The 17,278-nt window shown below is 60.6% G+C and carries 14 protein-coding genes; 12 read left to right on the top strand and 2 right to left on the bottom strand.

Annotation, left to right across the window (positions count from 1 at the left end):
• Positions 1-74: 74 nt before the first annotated feature.
• The 5 genes from CAF87_RS06885 to rfbA all read left to right on the top strand — a co-directional run bounded on the left by CAF87_RS06885 (position 75) and on the right by rfbA (position 6,435).
• On the top strand, positions 75-875 hold the full coding sequence (locus CAF87_RS06885) for a DapH/DapD/GlmU-related protein (protein ID WP_256576075.1): 801 nt from the start codon (positions 75-77) through the stop codon (positions 873-875).
• Complete coding sequence (locus CAF87_RS06890) at positions 872-2,122, top strand: hypothetical protein (RefSeq protein WP_085734077.1); 1,251 nt, start codon at positions 872-874, stop codon at positions 2,120-2,122. The genes CAF87_RS06885 and CAF87_RS06890 overlap by 4 nt, the downstream gene beginning before the upstream one ends.
• A 22-nt stretch (positions 2,123-2,144) precedes the next feature.
• Positions 2,145-4,322: a prenyltransferase/squalene oxidase repeat-containing protein gene (locus CAF87_RS06895; protein ID WP_085734076.1), complete on the top strand. Its 2,178-nt coding sequence runs from the start codon at positions 2,145-2,147 to the stop codon at positions 4,320-4,322.
• 64 nt (positions 4,323-4,386) lie between these two features.
• Complete coding sequence (rfbB, locus tag CAF87_RS06900; protein ID WP_218189731.1) at positions 4,387-5,469, top strand: dTDP-glucose 4,6-dehydratase; 1,083 nt, start codon at positions 4,387-4,389, stop codon at positions 5,467-5,469.
• 42 nt (positions 5,470-5,511) lie between these two features.
• The gene (gene rfbA / locus CAF87_RS06905) at positions 5,512-6,435 is read left to right on the top strand and encodes a glucose-1-phosphate thymidylyltransferase RfbA (protein WP_085734075.1); all 924 of its coding nucleotides are present in this window, start codon (positions 5,512-5,514) and stop codon (positions 6,433-6,435) included.
• A 42-nt stretch (positions 6,436-6,477) separates the two neighbouring features.
• Here the strand turns inward: rfbA and CAF87_RS06910 are convergent, their stop codons facing one another.
• Positions 6,478-7,623 carry an LLM class flavin-dependent oxidoreductase gene (locus tag CAF87_RS06910; protein ID WP_085734074.1) on the bottom strand — a complete coding sequence of 382 codons (1,146 nt, stop codon included), beginning with the start codon at positions 7,621-7,623 and terminating at the stop codon, positions 6,478-6,480.
• 68 nt (positions 7,624-7,691) lie between these two features.
• Here CAF87_RS06910 and CAF87_RS06915 point away from each other — a divergent pair, with 68 nt between their 5' ends.
• From CAF87_RS06915 to CAF87_RS06945, 7 genes are all read left to right on the top strand, one after another.
• Positions 7,692-8,654, top strand: coding sequence for an NAD(P)-dependent oxidoreductase (locus CAF87_RS06915; protein WP_256576074.1), 963 nt, complete (start codon positions 7,692-7,694; stop codon positions 8,652-8,654).
• Positions 8,655-8,882: 228 nt separating this feature from the next.
• Positions 8,883-10,040 (top strand): oxidoreductase, encoded by a 1,158-nt coding sequence (locus tag CAF87_RS06920; RefSeq protein WP_085734072.1) that lies wholly within the window; start codon positions 8,883-8,885, stop codon positions 10,038-10,040.
• 137 nt (positions 10,041-10,177) lie between these two features.
• Positions 10,178-11,278: an efflux RND transporter periplasmic adaptor subunit gene (locus tag CAF87_RS06925; protein WP_085734071.1), complete on the top strand. Its 1,101-nt coding sequence runs from the start codon at positions 10,178-10,180 to the stop codon at positions 11,276-11,278.
• Complete coding sequence (locus CAF87_RS06930) at positions 11,275-14,352, top strand: MexW/MexI family multidrug efflux RND transporter permease subunit (protein WP_085734070.1); 3,078 nt, start codon at positions 11,275-11,277, stop codon at positions 14,350-14,352. The genes CAF87_RS06925 and CAF87_RS06930 overlap by 4 nt, the downstream gene beginning before the upstream one ends.
• 9 nt (positions 14,353-14,361) lie before the next feature.
• Positions 14,362-15,813, top strand: a complete 1,452-nt coding sequence (locus CAF87_RS06935) for an efflux transporter outer membrane subunit (protein WP_085734069.1) — start codon at positions 14,362-14,364, stop codon at positions 15,811-15,813.
• 129 nt (positions 15,814-15,942) lie between these two features.
• On the top strand, positions 15,943-16,308 hold the full coding sequence (locus tag CAF87_RS06940; RefSeq protein ID WP_085734068.1) for a helix-turn-helix transcriptional regulator: 366 nt from the start codon (positions 15,943-15,945) through the stop codon (positions 16,306-16,308).
• A gap of 75 nt (positions 16,309-16,383) precedes the next feature.
• Positions 16,384-16,941, top strand: a complete 558-nt coding sequence (locus CAF87_RS06945; protein ID WP_085734067.1) for a chorismate lyase — start codon at positions 16,384-16,386, stop codon at positions 16,939-16,941.
• Positions 16,942-16,993: 52 nt separating this feature from the next.
• Here CAF87_RS06945 and CAF87_RS06950 read toward each other — a convergent pair whose 3' ends face one another.
• Positions 16,994-17,269, bottom strand: a complete 276-nt coding sequence (locus CAF87_RS06950; protein WP_085713206.1) for a LysR family transcriptional regulator — start codon at positions 17,267-17,269, stop codon at positions 16,994-16,996.
• Between the last annotated feature and the right edge of the window lie 9 nt (positions 17,270-17,278).

Consider the following 17,278-nt stretch of genomic DNA (forward strand, 5'->3'; position numbering starts at 1 on the left):
ACGTTCAGGTCGCCGATGATTGTTTCATCGGATTCAAGTGTGATTTGCAGTTCACTTCAGTTGGCGCGTCCAGCATGTTTGCCACTGGCGCACGTTGCCTGGGAACGGCGCAAGCACCGGTGCAGATTGCCGAAAACGTCTGGCTGGGTGCCAAGGCCACCGTGACCGCCGGCGTTTCCATCGGTGCGGGAGCGGTCATTGCTGCCGGAGCGCTGGTGACGTCGGATGTACCGGCCGATGCCATCGTGGTCGGTCGCCCGGCGCGGGTCATTGCCCAGCGCACGGTGGTCGAAGACGGCCTGCCAAGCCCTGCGCCCGTGCTGGCCAAAGTCCGGGACCGGGCGCGTCAAGGCTTGCCGTCGATGCTTGATCGTTCTACGCAATCGGTGCCACGCCTCAAGGCGTTGAACCCCGACACCGCGACCTGGGACATCAGCGACGATGCCTTGATCGATGCCGAATTGCGCGGCGGGGCTTCGGTGGAGATCGCCCGGGACTGCATTCTGATCGGGCGCAGCAGCCGCCAGGGCGGCATGTCGCAACTGGGCGGCATCGAACTGGGCACTGGCGCTCGACTGGCGTCGGGCGTGGTCATCGAAGCAGCCGGCGGAGTGACCATCGGCGCCTTCAGCGAGCTGGCCGAAGGCGTCACGATTGTTGCGTCTACTCATGATCATTCGTTCCGCTCACTGCCTTGGGAGGAGGCTCCGGTGCGCATTGGTAGTCGTTGTGTAATTGGCGAGGGCGCCATCTTGGTAGGTCCACTGAATATCGGTGACGGTGCAGTTATAAAACCGTATTCGGTGGTGATAAGGGATGTATTGGAAAACACTGTGGTTCATGGCGTTGTTCAACTAATGGAGATTCAAGAATGATTTTATTTGCCCCCAATCCGACCGGTTCTGGCCACAACATGCGCGCGCTTTCGATCGCTCAAGCGATTAAAAAGCAACGTCCGGACATGCCGTTGATCGTGGCACTGGCCTCTTTGCAGCCGACCTTCACACCGATGTTCGAAAAGTCCGGCGTTGAAGTAGTGGATATCGCCGGACGTCTGGTCGACTACTCTAAAAAGAGCAACTTGTCGAAAGAACTCGACTGGAATAATTACATCGGCGGTTATATCGCCAATACCTTTCTGTCTGGCGAGCGGATTCTGTCTTACCTGGCCCTGATCGACGAGTACAAACCGACCGCCCTGGTGTCGGACTACAACATGGCCGCCTGCCTGGCCGCGATTTTCAGCGGTACGCCGCTGGTGTTCGTGACCGAGCGTTATGACTTCACGCTCTGCCAGCTCCAGGATCACGACCTGGCCGACGGCGGTTTCGAGGTCAACTCGCTGGAAATGGCCCGGGCCCGCACCGCGCTGCACAGCCAGTTCAACTGGATGATCAATCAGAGCCAGTTGGTGCTGACTGACAAACCTTATGTGGCTTCCCTCGATCAGGGCACGCCGGTGGCTGAAGCACTGAACAGTGGTAAGGCGCATTTTGTCGGGCCGATGATCCGCGACATCAATGTGCAGAGCGGCTTGAACGTGCGCGAGCAATTGAACCTCGGCGATGCGCCGTTCGTGGTTGCCTCGATCAGCGGCACCACCATGTTTGCGCAGAACAAGGATGCGCTGCTCGCCGCCTACCTCGACAGCTTCAAGGTCCTGCGCGAACGCAATCCGGAACTGAAACTGGTGTTGCTCGGCCGTCAGGATATCCAGACTCAGGACGGCGTGGTTTGCGTGCCGTACTACCCGGACTGGATGGGCCTGCTGCGCGAAGCCAGTCTGCTGATTTCGGCGCCGGGCTGGATCACCGTGACGGAAATCGCCGCGCTGCAGATTCCGACCCTGTTCGTGCTGCCGTCCAAATCCGAGTACCACGAACTCGAAGCGCTACGCCGCCTGGAGCTGCTCGGTTTCCCGACGCATCTGGGTCACGATCGCGATGCAATCGTCGAACTGATTCAGGGCGAACTGGAGAAAGACACTCGCGCTTCGGCCTACTACGCGCCTCATCGTCAGGTGGCCGCACCGGACGGCGAAGGTGCCGCCCGCGCCGCGACGCGCATCATCGAGTTGTGCCAGGGCAGCGTTGTGTCTCTGACCGAAAGCAAAGCCGCTTAACCTCAAGGAAGAGGGATTTACCATGCCACTGCATCCGCAGTTTGTATTTGATCAAGGCCTCAAGGACATTGAGTACGGCGGTTTTTTTGCTGTCACCGATGCCAGTGGCGAGGTCGCGATTTCCACTGACAAGCAGTTGCAGGACCAGGTCGCAGCCACGCTCTACCAGGCCGACCACGGTGACGATGTTCAACTGCGTTTTGCCCACGACGGGCTGATGCATTTGTACGATGCGCCGAACGCCGGTTTTCACGAGCTCGCTGACCGCTACTGGACGCCCCACGGTTCGGGGCGTTGCCGGACGCTGGCGCTGCAACTGGACGCATTGGCTGCGCTGATTGCCTATCAGCGTCGAGTGCCGCAGGACGCGGCTAACGATGCCGTGATCCACGGTATGCTGGAAAAGGTCGAAGCGCTTTACGCCCGTTCCACGGTTGCCGGGCTGTACAGCAGTGATTGGTCGACTCCGCTGGAGCTGGCGAGCTCGATCGATCTCGACATCAGCGCCACGGCTTTGCTGGCGCGCATCGGCAACGAGCCGTTGGGCCTGGGACTGGTCGGGCACCTGCAGATTCATGCAGAAAACCTGATCGGCCGGGTGGCCGGCAGCGACAGCCAATCCTGTGTCGATGTGGCGCTGACCCGTTGCGCCGTGCGTGCTCAGGTCAGCCTGGTGCTGGCGCAACTGGCCGATGTGCGGGACGACAATGCGTTGTCGAATCTGGCCCGTTCGTTCCTGCTGCAAACCCTGGCGTTGTTCCGCGATCCGGCCTACGGCGGGTATTGGGACCGGGTCGGGATCAACGGCAAAGTGCGTTGCGACTGGCACACCACGTACAAGAACCACGAGTCGCCGTTCCCGATCAAGACCGCCTACGACGTGGCGTTGCTGTTGCAGGCCATTCAGGCCTTGCCGTCCGGCTCGAGCGACGCTGACCGGGCTTCGCTGACGGCTGCTTTGCTGGAGTTTCATGACACCCGCAATGGCGGACTGTTCATGGGCAAGGGCTACTTCTGGTCGACGCCCGACGACCCGACCGTGCCGTTCATCCGGCAGTTCTGGGCGCCGCCGCGTCAGCCGGGGATCTTCAGCATCGGCAACCTGACGTACCTGCCGCTGCACCTGAAGAGCCTGAAAACCCAGCTCGCCGCCGCCCACGCCTTGCAGGCCATCGAGCCGGCCGTTGCCGTTGCTCATCATGACGATGCGGCGTTGGTAAATCGTGAGCTGCAAGTGATCGATGGCGGTGGCGACGTGCAACGCATTCACCCGAATGGCGTGCCGACCATCAATGTCGATCTGCAACGTTATCTGGCGTGGCTGGCCAAAGCCCGGGCGTCGAACGAAACGCCTTACGGGCTGACCGCCGAAACCGCGCCGCTGGGCTTTCGTGCCGACAAAACCTGGCAGGTGTTTTCCGGGCTGCATGTGATCTCGGACTTGCACGCGTTGGGCCTGCAAATCGAAAACAAGGCCAGCCTGATCGACTGCATCAGGGCTTCGCAGAACACCGACGGTGGATTTGCCGAGCAGCCGGGGCATCTGAGCGATGTGTTCGCGACCTACTGTGCGGTGTTGTCGCTGCGAGTGCTGGGCGCGCTGCCGAACGATATCGGCGGTTGCGTGCGTTACCTGCAAGCGTGTCAGAACCCCGATGGCGGGTTCGGCGATGTGCCGGGTTTCGGCTCGGACATCTGGCACACCAACCTGGCAGTGCTGTCGTTGCACGCGCTTGAGGCCAAGGCGCCGGACGAACAGGGCGTGATGGCGTTTGCCCTGCGCTGTCGCTCGGCCGACGGCGGTTTCGCCAACAAGCCCGGATATCCGCCGGACGCGTTTTCGGTGTACCGCGTGGTGTCGACGCTGTTCATTCTCAACCGACGCATCGTCGATGCCGAACAGACCGTTGCCTGGCTGCAAAAGCTGCAACTGGCCAACGGCTCGTTCCATTACCGGCCGGGCAAAGCGGTCAGTCTGGTGGGCACTTACATGGCCATCGCGGCGATGTTTCTGCTCGACGCGCAGCCGACGTATTTGCAGGAATCGAAAGACTGGATCGCTTCCCATCAGAAGCAGGACGGTGGTTTCGGCCCGCTCAACGCGACCTCGGCAACCACCGACGAAAGCTTCGTCTGCATCCAGACGCTGCTGATTCTCGAACAAGGGCTGTCGCAATATTGGGTGGCACTGTTGAACTGAACCGCACATGACGGCGGGCAGCATCGAAGGACGTTAAATCATCATTTTGCCAGGGGAGGCGCTGATGAAAATTTTAGTGACAGGGGGCGCGGGCTTCATTGGCTCGGCCGTGGTGCGGTTTCTGATTGAAGAGACCGAATGTGAAGTGATCAACGTCGACAAACTGACCTACGCCGGCAATCTCGAGTCGCTGGCCGATGTGTCCGACTCGCCGCGTTATCGGTTCTGTCAGGTGGACATCTGCGACAAGCCGGCGCTGGACGAACTGTTCGCGCGCCTGCAACCGGATGCGGTGATGCACCTGGCTGCCGAGTCCCACGTGGACCGTTCGATCGATGGCCCGCAAGCTTTCATCGAAACCAACATCGTCGGCACTTACACGATGCTCGAAGCCGCGCGCGGTTACTGGAACCGACTGGATGCGGCGCGTCAGTCGGCGTTTCGTTTCCATCACATTTCCACCGACGAAGTGTATGGCGACCTGGAACCCGAAGATCCGGCGTTCACCGAACGCACGCCGTATGCGCCAAGCTCGCCGTATTCGGCGACCAAGGCCGGTTCCGACCATCTGGTCCGCGCCTGGCATCGCACCTATGGTTTGCCGGTGGTGATGAGCAACTGCTCGAACAATTACGGGCCGTATCACTTCCCGGAAAAGCTGATTCCTCACGTCATCCTCAACGCGCTGCAAGGCAAACCGTTGCCGGTGTACGGCGATGGCGCGCAGATCCGCGACTGGCTGTTCGTCGAGGATCACGCCCGCGCCCTGCATGCGGTGGTCACGCGCGGTGAAGTCGGGCAGACCTACAACATCGGCGGCCACAACGAGAAGACCAATCTGGAAGTCGTGCAAACCCTGTGCGATTTGCTGGAAGCGCGCGGTGCGGAAAAGCCGGCAGGCATTGCGCACTTCCGCGACCTGATCACCTTCGTCAAGGATCGTCCAGGGCACGACAAACGCTATGCCGTCGATGCCGGGAAAATCCACGCGACGCTGGGCTGGACGCCGCAGGAAACCTTCGAAAGCGGCATGAAGAAAACCGTCGACTGGTACCTCGACAACCGCGCCTGGTGGGTGCGGGTGATGTCCGGTGCCTACGCGCTGGAGCGTCTCGGCGAGCAACGTAACGTAGCCCTCGTGGCCTGAACACTCAGTCATTCAAATCTCACTGCTTGAAAGGAAAAAAGCATGGCCAAGTACAAAGGAATTCTGCTGGCAGGCGGCGCCGGTTCGCGTCTGCACCCGATCACCCTGGGCGTCTCGAAACAGTCGCTGCCGGTGTATGACAAACCGATGATCTATTACCCGCTGTCGGTGCTGATGCTGGCGGAAATCCGCGAGATCCTGATCATCTCCACCCCGGAAGATCTGCCGGGCTTCCAGCGCATGCTCGGTGACGGCAGCCAGTTGGGCCTGAGCCTGAGTTATGCGGTGCAGCCGAGCCCGGACGGCCTCGCCCAGGCGTTCATCATCGGTCGTGAATTTGTCGGTGAAGACAACGTCTGCCTGGTGCTCGGCGACAACATTTTCTACGGCGCCGGTTTCGGTGAAACCCTGCTGCAAGCCGCTTCTCGCGACGAGGGCGCCACGGTGTTCGGCTACTACGTGGCCGATCCCGAGCGCTTTGGCGTGGTGGAATTCGATGCCGCCGGCAAGGCCCTGAGCATCTGCGAAAAACCGAGCGATCCGAAATCCAACTACGCCGTCACCGGCCTGTATTTCTACGACAACGAAGTGTTGCAGATTGCCGCCGACATCAAGCCGTCGCCGCGCGGTGAACTGGAGATTACCGACGTCAACAATGTCTACCTGCAACGCGGCAAGTTGAACGTTTCGGTGATGGGCCGTGGCATGGCCTGGCTCGACACCGGCACCCACGATGCGTTGATGGAAGCCGGTAATTTCGTGCAGGCCATCGAGAAGCGTCAGGGCCTGAAAATCGCCTGCCTCGAAGAGATCGCCTACAACAAGGGCTGGATCGACGATGCGCAGTTGCTGGTCCACGCGGGCAGCATGAGCAAGACCGGTTACGGTCAGTATCTGGCGCGGCTGATCAACGATGATGTGGTGGTTTCGATGGACGCGCAGCGCCCGCTGAAAGGCGCTGCCTGACCGTTGCGAGATCAATGTGGGAGCACGGATGCTCCCACGGTTTCAGTGGCCGGTCACACTGTCATGTTGCGGGTTTTTGACGCCCGGGCGTGGTTCGGCTGGCAAGGGTTGCAGGGATTGCAAACTAGCCAGGCGATTGGCGTGAGTCGGCGCTTCGGCTGCCAGTGGCGAGCGGCGTTTACGGGTTTCTTCACGCAGCACCGGCAAGACTTCCTTGCCGAACATGTCGAGTTGTTCCAGCACGGTCTTCAGTGGAATACCGCCGTGGTCGAACAGGAACAACTGGCGCTGATAGTCGCCGAAGTGCTCGCGGAAGGTCAGGGTCTTGTCGATGATTTCCTGAGGGCTGCCAACGGCCAGCGGAGTCATCTCCATGAACTCTTCCAGGGATGGACCGTGGCCATACACCGGCGCGTTATCGAAGTAAGGACGGAATTCCCGACGTGCATCCTGGGAGTTGCGACGCATGAAGATGTGCCCGCCGAGGCCGACGATCGCCTGCTCCGGTGTGCCATGGCCGTAATGGGCAAAGCGCGTGCGGTAGAACTCCACCAGCGCCATGAAATGTTCCCGGGGCCAGAGGATGTGGCTGGCGAAAAAACCGTCGCCGTAATACGCCGCCTGTTCGGCGATTTCCGGGGTGCGGATCGAGCCGTGCCAGACGAAGGGCGGCAGGTCGTCCAGTGGTCGCGGGATCGACGTGAAGTGGTTCAGCGGCGTACGAAAGCGTCCGCTCCAGTTGATGTCTTCCTCGCGCCAGAGCCGGTGCAGCAGGCGATAATTTTCCATCGCCAATGGCAGGGCGTCGGCGATGCTCTTGCCGAACCAGGGATAGACCGGCGCGGTGTTGCCACGGCCGAGCATCAGGTCCATGCGTCCGCCGCAGAGGTTTTGCAGCAGCGAATATTCTTCCGCCAGACGCACCGGATCGTTGGTGCTGATCAGGGTGGTGGACGTCGAGAGAATGATGCGTTGGGTCTTCGCTGCGATGTACGCCAGCAGCGTGGTGGGAGAGGAGGTGATGAACGGAGGATTGTGGTGCTCGCCGGTCGCGAACACATCCAGTCCGATGTCTTCGGCCTTCTGCGCAATTTGCAGGGTGGCCTGGATGCGCTCGGATTCGCTGGGGGTACGGGCGTTGGTAGGGTCTTGTGTGACGTCGCCAACGGTGTAGATCCCGAATTGCATAAAGCCTCCTTGCCTTGGGTAAAGGTACGTTTGAAACCCTTGCCACGAAGAATGAATCAACGCGGCACTTGAAATGTACGCCTGTACACGTACAATCGCAATCGTGGGTCATTTTACAAACGGATTTGAAGACCTCATCGAGAGAGGAGCGCGACATGGAACTGGGATTTATCGGTCTGGGCACGATGGGTGCGCCGATGGTGCTGAACCTGCTGAAGGCCGGGCATCGGGTCCGCGTGTGGAATCGCTCGTCGGTACCGCTGGAAGCACTGGCCAGGGCCGGCGCCGAACCTGTCGATACACCCGCGCTGGCAGCGCAGGCCGACGTGCTGATTTCGATGCTCGGCGATGACTCGGCGATCCGCTCGGTGTTCTTCGATTCCGGGGTGCTGGAAGGACTTCAGGCCGGTAGCGTTCACGTCAACATGTCCACTGTTTCCGTGGCACTGGCCCGGGAGCTGTCGGCACTGCATGAGTCCCGTGGGGTCGGTTACGTCTCGGCTCCGGTGCTGGGGCGAGTCGATGTGGCGGCCGCCGGCAATCTGAATATCCTCACCTCCGGGCCTGCCGAAGCATTGGCCAGGGTGCAGCCGCTGTTCGATGTACTGGGACGCAAGACCTGGCACTTCGGTGAGGCCGCAGACGTGGCGTGCGCCGCCAAACTGTCGGCCAACCTGATGGTCGCTTCGGCGATCGAGTCGCTGGCCGAAGCCTCGACTCTGGCCGGTGGCTACGGCATCAGCCGTGCGGCATTCATCGACATGATCACCTCGACGCTGTTTCCCGTTCCGGTCTATCAGGGGTACGGCAAGCAGATGGCCGATGACACATTCGAGCCGGCCGGCTTCAAATTATCGTTGGGATTGAAGGACGTCCGTCTGGTGCTGGAGGCCGGGGAGGCTGCCCAGGTACCGCTGCCGTTTGCCAGTGTGTTGAAGGACAACTTGCTGGACGGCATGGCCCATGGTCAGGCGGATCAGGATTGGGCATCGCTGTCGCGGGTCAGTGACCGGCGTGCCGGTGTGAAGTAATTAAAAGATTCGAACAACGTAACTTGTTTGCAAGTTACGTTGGTCTCTTGCGCCTTGCGTTATTGTCGGACAGCGATTGCACTTTCATAGGAAATTGAAAGAAGTCTGATAATAGTGCTTGTCAAATGTACGACTGTAGACGTACATTTTTATCGGGGTTTAACAACAATAAAAGTTCGTCTGTTTTTTCGTCTGCTGATCGTAAATAAATAATAGCTAGGAGCCGTTATGAAAAATCTAATGCAATGGAACAGCCTTCCCTCCGAATCCAATGAATGGCTCGAGAAGGTGCGTGCACTGAACCCGCTGATTGTTCAGCACCGCGATTACAGCGAGCAGACCAATGCGACGCACAAGGATGTGATGTCCAAGTTCTTCAAGGACGGTTTTGGCCGTACGTCGGTGTCCCGGGCATTCGGCGGCTCCCAGGTCGATATCCAGACCACTTCCGCGCTGGTGCTGGAATTTGCCCGGTACGACGCTTCGCTGTCTTGGCAACTGGCGGTTCAGGTGGCGATGGGGCGCCTGTCGGACTACCTGCCGGAAGCCACTTCCGAAGCGATCTATAACCACTGCGACGGTTTCGTGATCGGCGCCATCCACTCCGGCGGCGAAGCGCTGCCAATGGGCGACAACTACCTGCTGAGCGGCAAATGGGCGTTCGCCAGCGGCTCGGCCCACGCCGACTGGCTGGTCTGCACCGCCACCGTCAAAGGCACCGAAAACAACACCACCCCTGAAGTGCGGATGTTCTTCGTCCCCGCCAGCCAGTGCACCATCCTGCCGACCTGGGACACCCTGGGCATGCGCGGCACCGGCAGCCATCACTTCCAGTGCTCCAACGTCATCGTCCACAAGTCGTATTCGCTGGACGTCGAAACCCTGAAAAAGTCCCCCGAAGCGCGCAGCTCCCGTGCCTACGCCACCGGTTACTACGAGTTCGGCACCCTGGCGGCGATGTCCACCGTGCTGGGTGTGGCCCGGGCTGCGGTGGATCACTTCCGCAACGACCGCGCGGTCAACACCGACCCGGGCCTGGAAGGGGTGATCTTCGAGAAGACCGGTCGCGCCATTTCTTCGGTCCACACCGCGCAACTGCTGCTGGAAGATGCGATTCACCAGGTAATCAGCCGTGGTGAAACCATCGGCGAACCGGTCAGCGCCCGTGTCGGTCTGGCAGCCTCGGTACTGACTGAAAACTCGGTCAATGCGGTCAACCAGCTCTACTCGATGGCCGGCTCCAAAGCGGTCTACAAGTCGCACTTCCTGGAACGTTGCTTCCGCGATATTCATACCGGTTCGAAGCACTTCACCCTGTCGCCTTTGAACTTGCACGGTATCGGCAAGTATTACCTGGATAAAACCAACGTACTGGCGGCGGCGTAATAGCCGATAAATAAAAAAACGGGTGCGTTATCAGTGAATATTCACAGGGATCAATAACGCGCCCGTTTCAAGTTGCACCTTTATTTTCTTAAATCTCAAACTTTTGTGCTCGCAGTAAAGAGTCAAGGGAGTGCCACATGCTTGCTCGAAATATTATCAAGTCGCTGATCTTTATTGTTCTGGTGGTGGTTCTTTCTGCCGCGCTGGGCTGGCGTTTCTGGTCGCCGCCACCGGCCGCTGCCGAACAACGAATTCCCAGCACCCGCGTCGGCCTGGCCGTGGTCAAGAAACAACCGTACACCTACTACCTCGAAGCCATCGGCAAACTCGAGGCGCAGCGTCAGGTGCTGGTCTCGGCCGAAGTCAGCGGCAAAGTGGTGGACATCGATTTCGAGTCCGGTGATGAAGTGAAGGCGGGGCAGGTGCTGCTCAAGCTCAACGACGCACCCGAGCAAGGTGAACTGGTGCGCCTGAAAGGCGAGTACGAATCGGCCAAGGCGCAGTTTGCCCGGGTCCAGGAACTGGCCAAGACCGGCGCCGAAAGCCGTCGCGCCTTCGACAGTGCCCGCGCTCAATACGACGCGGCCAAGGGCGACATGGAACGTATGCAGGCGCAGATCGCCCAGCGGCACATTCGTGCGCCGTTCGCCGGCACCCTCGGCATTCGCCAGGCGCACCTTGGCCAGTACCTGCAAGCCGGCAGCGCGGTGGCGACCCTGACGGATCCGGGCCTGCTGCGCGTCAACTTCACCCTCGCCGAGCGCGATGGCTCGCAAGTGCAACTGGGCCAGACCGTGCAGGCCAAGGTCGATGCCTGGGGGGACGCGACCTTTGCCGGCAAGATCGTCGCGGTCGATCCGCAGATCAACCAGTCGCACACCATCAACGTTCAAGCGGTCATCACCGACACGCAAAAACGCCTGCGTCCCGGCATGTATGCACGGGTCTCGGTGACCCTGCCACAGACCGCCGAACTGCTGATTCCTGAAACCGCGATCACCTACAACGCCTACGGCGAGAGCGTGTTCTCGGTCTACACCGACGAGACCGGCGTGCAGAAGGTCAAGCGTGAGTCGATCAAGGTCGGCGAGCGTCGCAACGGCTGGGCGGTGGTCGACAAGGGCTTGATCGAAGGTGTGCAGGTGGTGACTTCCGGTCAGTTGAAACTCCACGACGGTGTGGCGGTGGAAGGCGTGCCGGACACGATTGCTCTTAAACTCAGTGGGCTGGAAAAATGAAATTCACCGACCTCTTTCTTCGCCGCCCGGTGCTGGCCGTGGTGGTCAGCACGCTGATCCTGCTGTTCGGGGTGCGCGCGCTGATGAACCTGCCGATCCGCCAGTACCCGATGCTGGAAACGTCGACCATCACGGTCACCACCCAGTATCCCGGCGCCTCTTCGGAGCTGATGCAGGGCTTCGTCACCCAACCGATCAGCCAGGCCGTTGCCTCGGTCGAGGGCATCGACTATCTGTCGTCGGCCTCGACCCAGGGCCGCAGCCAGGTGACGATCCGCATGGCACTGAACAGTGATTCCATCGCGGCGCTGACCGAGGTCATGGCCAAGGTCAACCAGATCAAATACCGCTTGCCCAAGGATGCTTATGACCCGGTGGTTGAGCGTACTTCCGGCGGTTTCACCAGCGTGGCTTACGTCGCGTTTGCCAGCTCCAACCTGACCATTCCGGAGATGTCGGATTACATCTCCCGCGTCGTCGAACCGATGTTCGCCGGCATCGAAGGCGTGGCCAAGATCAACATCATGGGCGAGCAGAAACTGTCCATGCGCCTTTGGCTCGATCCGCAGCGTCTGGCCGGTTACGGCATGACCGGGCAGGACGTTTCGGCTGCCATCGAAGGCAACAACTTCCAGGCAGCGCCGGGTCAGGTCAAAGGCCTGTACGTGGTCAGCAACCTGCGGGTCAACACTGACCTGAACAGCGTCGAAGACTTCCGCGACATGGTGCTGCGCAACGACAACGGTCACATCATCCGTGTGCGTGACGTCGGCACTGTAGAACTGAACGCAGCCTCCACCGACACCAGCGGCGCGATGAGCGACGTTCCGGCGTTGTTCCTCGGTCTGGACGCCGCACCGACCGGCAACCCGCTGGTCATCGTCAAACGCGTGCGTGAATTGCTACCGCAGATCCAGGAAACCCTGCCACCGGGCGTGACCGTACAGATCCCGTTCGAAGTGGCGCACTTCATTCAGTCGTCGATCGACGAGGTGAGCTACACCCTGCTCGAAGCGCTGGTGATCGTGGTGCTGGTGATTTACCTGTGTCTGGGCACGTTCCGCACCGTGCTGATTCCGCTGGTGACCATTCCGCTGTCGATGCTCGGCGCGGCGATGCTGATGCAGATGTTCGGCTTCAGCCTCAACTTGCTGACCCTGCTCGCCATGGTGCTGGCCATCGGGCTGGTGGTGGACGACGCCATCGTCGTGGTGGAAAACGTCCACCGTCACATCGAAGAGGGCAAGACGCCGTTCGAAGCGGCGCTGATCGGCGCCCGTGAAGTGGCCGGTCCGGTAGTGGCGATGACCTTCACCCTGGCGGCGGTGTATGCGCCGATCGGTTTGATGGGCGGCCTCACCGGCACGCTGTTCAAGGAGTTCGCACTGACCCTGGCGGGCGCCGTGGTGATTTCCGGCATCGTCGCCCTGACCCTTTCGCCGATCATGAGTACCCGTCTGCTGGACGCGAAAACCAGCGAAGGTTTCATGGCGGTCAAGGCGGATCGTTTCTTCCAGTACCTGTCCCGTCGTTATGGCGCGCTGCTCGGCGGTTCGCTATCGCGTCGCTGGATCAGCCTCAGCGTGGCGCTGGTGATCTTCTTCAGCCTGCCGTTCCTCTATCGTTCGGCGCAGACCGAACTGGCGCCGCTGGAAGACCAGAACATCCTGCTGACCGCAATCAAGGCACCGCAGCACGCCAACCTGAATTACCTCGAGGCCTATGCCCACGAGCTGTACAAGACCTTCAACGAAATCCCCGAGGGCTACAGCAACTGGGTGGCGAACGGTTCCGATGGTCTGTCCAACAGCGTCGGCGGGATCAACCTGGTGGACTGGGAAAAGCGCGGCCGGGATGCCAACACCATCCAGCCTGACTTGCAGGCACGGGTGAACCAGATTGAAGGCACGAGCATTTTCGTGTTCCAGATGCCGCCGTTGCCGGGCTCTACCGGTGGTCTGCCAGTGCAGATGGTGATCCGCAGCGATCAGGATTATCTGGCGCTGTACAACGTGATGGATCAGCTCAAGCAGGCGGCGCAAGCCAGTGGTCTGTTCGCGGTGGTCGACAGCGATCTGGACTTCAACAACCCGGTGGTGGAAATCCAGGTTGACCGCGCCAAGGCCAACGCCCTGGGCATCCGCATGCAGGACATCGGCGAGACGCTCAACAGCCTGATCGGCGAGAAGTACGTCAACCGGTTCTCGTTCCACGGTCGTTCCTATGACGTGATCCCGCAGTCGGTGTCGGCGGATCGCCTGACCCCGGAAACCCTGAAGCTGTATTACGTGAAGGATCAGAAGGGCAACCCGGTGCCGTTGTCGACACTGGCCACCCTCAGCGTCAAGGTTGAGCCGAATCGCCTGACCCAGTTCAACCAGCAGAACTCCGCCACGTTCCAGGCCATTCCGGCACCGGGCGTGACGTTGGGCGATGCGGTGGGCTTCCTGCAGAAACAATCGGAAAACTTCCCGGCCGGCTTCAGTTTCGACTGGCAGTCCGACGCCCGCCAATACGTGCAGGAAGGCAACAGCCTGGCGTTCACCTTCGGCCTGGCCCTGGTGATCATCTATCTGGTGCTGAGCGTGCAGTACGAGAGCTTCCGCGACCCGTTCATCATTCTGATCAGCGTGCCGCTGTCGATCTGCGGGGCCCTGGTGCCGCTGGCGCTGGGCATGACTTCGATGAACATCTACACCCAGATCGGCCTGATCACGCTGATCGGTCTGATCAGTAAACACGGGATCCTGATGGTCGCGTTCGCCAACGAGTTGCAGCGCCAGCAAGGCATGGACTGCGTGCAAGCGATCCAGCACGCCGCGCAGGTGCGTCTGCGGCCGATCCTGATGACCACCGCAGCCATGGTGGTCGGTCTCGCGCCGCTGTTGTTCGCCAGCGGTGCCGGCGCCAACAGCCGCTTCGGCCTGGGCCTGGTAATTGTGGTGGGGATGCTGATCGGTACCTTGTTCACCCTGTTCATTCTGCCGTCGGTGTACACGCTGCTCAGTTCGATCAAGCAACCGAGCCACGCACCCGAAGCCGAACCGGCCGGTGTGCCGCAACCCATCCTGTGAGGACGTGACATGTATTCAATTACACGCTTGATGCTGGCGCCCCTGGCGGCGTCCATCCTGTTGGCGGCGGGTTGTGTGAACTACGCCGGGATCGATCATCAGGGCAAATTGCTGGCGGTCGGCGATGCGCCGTCCGACAGCCTGAAAGACAAGTTGCCAGCGGCCCAGTGGCCGCGTGCGGACTGGTGGACATCGCTGGGCGATCCACGCTTGGGCGCGTTGATCGAAGAGGCGTATGCCAGCAACCCGGACTTGCAGGAAGTCGCTGCCCGGGTCGCCAAGGCCAACGCGTTCCTCGACCTGCGCGATGCTGAGCGTTACCCGGAAATGGATGCGTCGGCGGGTGTCACTCGCGGTCGGCTGTCGCGCTTCGAGGATTACAGCGGCGAGGGTGAGAAATACTTCACCGCACGCAATCTGGCGGTGAACTTCAGCTACACCTTCGACCTCTGGGGCGGCCAGCGTGCTGCCTGGGAATCGGCGCTCAACAGCGCGAAAGCGGCGGAAGTCGATCTGCAATCGTCGCGGCTGATTCTGGCGGTCAACGTGGCCAAGGCCTACAACCAGCTGGCGTACGCCTGGCAGGTGTCGGAGCTCAACCAGCGCGACCTCGAACGCTTGAGCAAACTTGTGGAGCTGACGGATTCGCGCTACGGCTCGGGGCTCGACAACCTCTCGCAACTCAAACAGGTGCAGAGCCTCAAGGCGCGTTCGGAGTCGACCCTGATCGGCGCCAACGAAGACATCGAAATCGCCCGGCTGCAATTGTCGGCGCTGATCGGCAAGGGTGTCGATCGTGCGCGCACACTCGAGCGGCCATCGAATCTGCAAGCCAGCGTCGTGGCATTGCCGGCGCAGTTGCCGGCGCAGTTGCTCGGTCGTCGTCCGGATATCGTCGCTGCGCGCTGGCGGGTAGAGGCCGAGACCAAGAACGTTGAAGCGGTGAAGACCACGTTCTACCCGAACATCAACCTGGTGGCGGCGGCAGGCTCGCATGCCTTGATCGGTGATGCGATGTTCGCCGGGGTCAGCAAGTTCTGGAATGTGGCGCCGACGGTGTCGCTGCCGATCTTCGATGCGGGTCGTCTGCGCTCCGATCTGAAAGCCGGCAATGCTGAACTGGACAGCTCTATCGCCCAGTACAACCGGGTGTTGAATTCGGCCCTGCACGAAGTGGCAATTTCGGTGACACAGTTGCGTTCGTTCGAGCAGCAAATCGTCGTGCAGCGCGATGCCTGTTCGATTGCCCAGTCGTCTTACGATCTGTCGCAGTCGCGTTACAAGGCAGGGGAGGACACGTTCCTCGATGCGCTGAACATCGAGCAACAATTGATTCAGGACGAAATGCGCCTGGCCTTCCTCAACAGCAAGCACATCGACAGCTCGGTTTCGTTGATGGCAGCGCTGGGCGGCGGGTTCCAGGCGCCTGCGCTGGAGACGGCACAGAGCAGTGCTCTGTAGTGTTTTCCGGGACGCCGCCTTCGGGGTGGCTGTCGCGGGAAAAAAGCATCTTGTGTATAGTCTTACTGTTCTCGTATAGACGAATACAAGACGGATTTTTCCCGCCTATATCATCAAGGGTACCTACCTATGAACGTCCCGAATCATCCCAATCAGGATCAGATCCTTCTGGAAAATGTGCTGAACGCATTGGGAAGCCCGCTTCGCCTGACCGTGTTGAAAGTGTTGTCCGATGGCCAGGAACATCCATGCGGCCGGATCCTCAAGGGCGCATCGAAGTCGACCATGACCCACCACTGGCGGGTACTGCGCGACAGCGGTCTGATTTGGCAACGCCCCTACGGTCGGGAAAACCTGCTGTCCTTGCGTCGTGAAGACATGGACATGCGTTTCCCGGGGCTTCTTGACTCGCTGCTGTCGGCGGTCAAGACCGATGAACAGACCATCAGCGTGATCAGCAAACACGAAGTGACCGAAGAAAACGGAACCGAGTGACAGACACCGCCGGTGAAGGGTTGGCCTTCCACGGCAACCAAACAATTCACCATCACCAGGAAGGTGTGTGCGGGTATGGATACAAGTCATTACTGGTCGTCGCGACCCCTGTCGGATTTGACCGGCTCCGAGCATCACTGGCTGTTTTTGCCCGGGGCCTTGACCCCGCGCCTGAAAGCCATGGGCGACTATTCAATCGAAGTGGTCGAGCAGTCCCATGGCCCGCTCAATCCAGAAGAAGCGCACGCACTGAACGTGCCGCCGATGACCATCGGCTGGGTGCGTGAAGTGGTGATGAAGCTCGATGGCGAGGCCTGTGTCACCGCGCGCAGCCTGACCAGCATGCCGGCGCTGAAGGGCGACTGGGCGGATCTGAACGGCTATGGTCGTCGACCGCTGGCCGAGATTCTCTACACCTCGGAGCAGACCCTGCGCGAGCCCTTCCAGTGCGCCGTGCTGCCCCCTGGCGCACCGTTGGCGGCGCTGTCCCAGCGCTACGCGCCGCAGGCCAAACGTCTGCTGGCCCGGCGTTCGCGCTTCACCCGCAATGGCTCGGCGCTGCTGGTCAGCGAGTGCTTCCTGCCGGCGTTCTGGGCTCGGGTCGAGTACGCTCAGGCGCTCAAGTCGGCCTGACAAAATGAAACCTGCGGGAGCGAACGCCCGCAGGTTTTTTTTCGCCGGTTTTTCAGAGCCGGATCACCGCTTCGATCTGCTTGATGGCCGGCGTCAGGGCCTGCGCCAGCTCCTCGGCTTTCGAGGTCGGGCGCATGGTTCTGGATGAGCGCAGAAACAGAGGATCATCGAACCGCTTGCGCAGCCGGGCCAGCGATCCGCTGATGGCGGGTTGTTTGACGTGCAGGCGTTCGGCCGTGCGTGACACGCTGCGTTCGCGGAACAGCACCAGGAAAATGATGATCAGGTTCAGGTCGATATCCGCGAAGTTGTCTTCATTGAATAGCATGGGTACATC

It is taken from the genome of Pseudomonas sp. R38(2017), from assembly GCF_002112395.1.
Lineage (GTDB): Bacteria > Pseudomonadota > Gammaproteobacteria > Pseudomonadales > Pseudomonadaceae > Aquipseudomonas.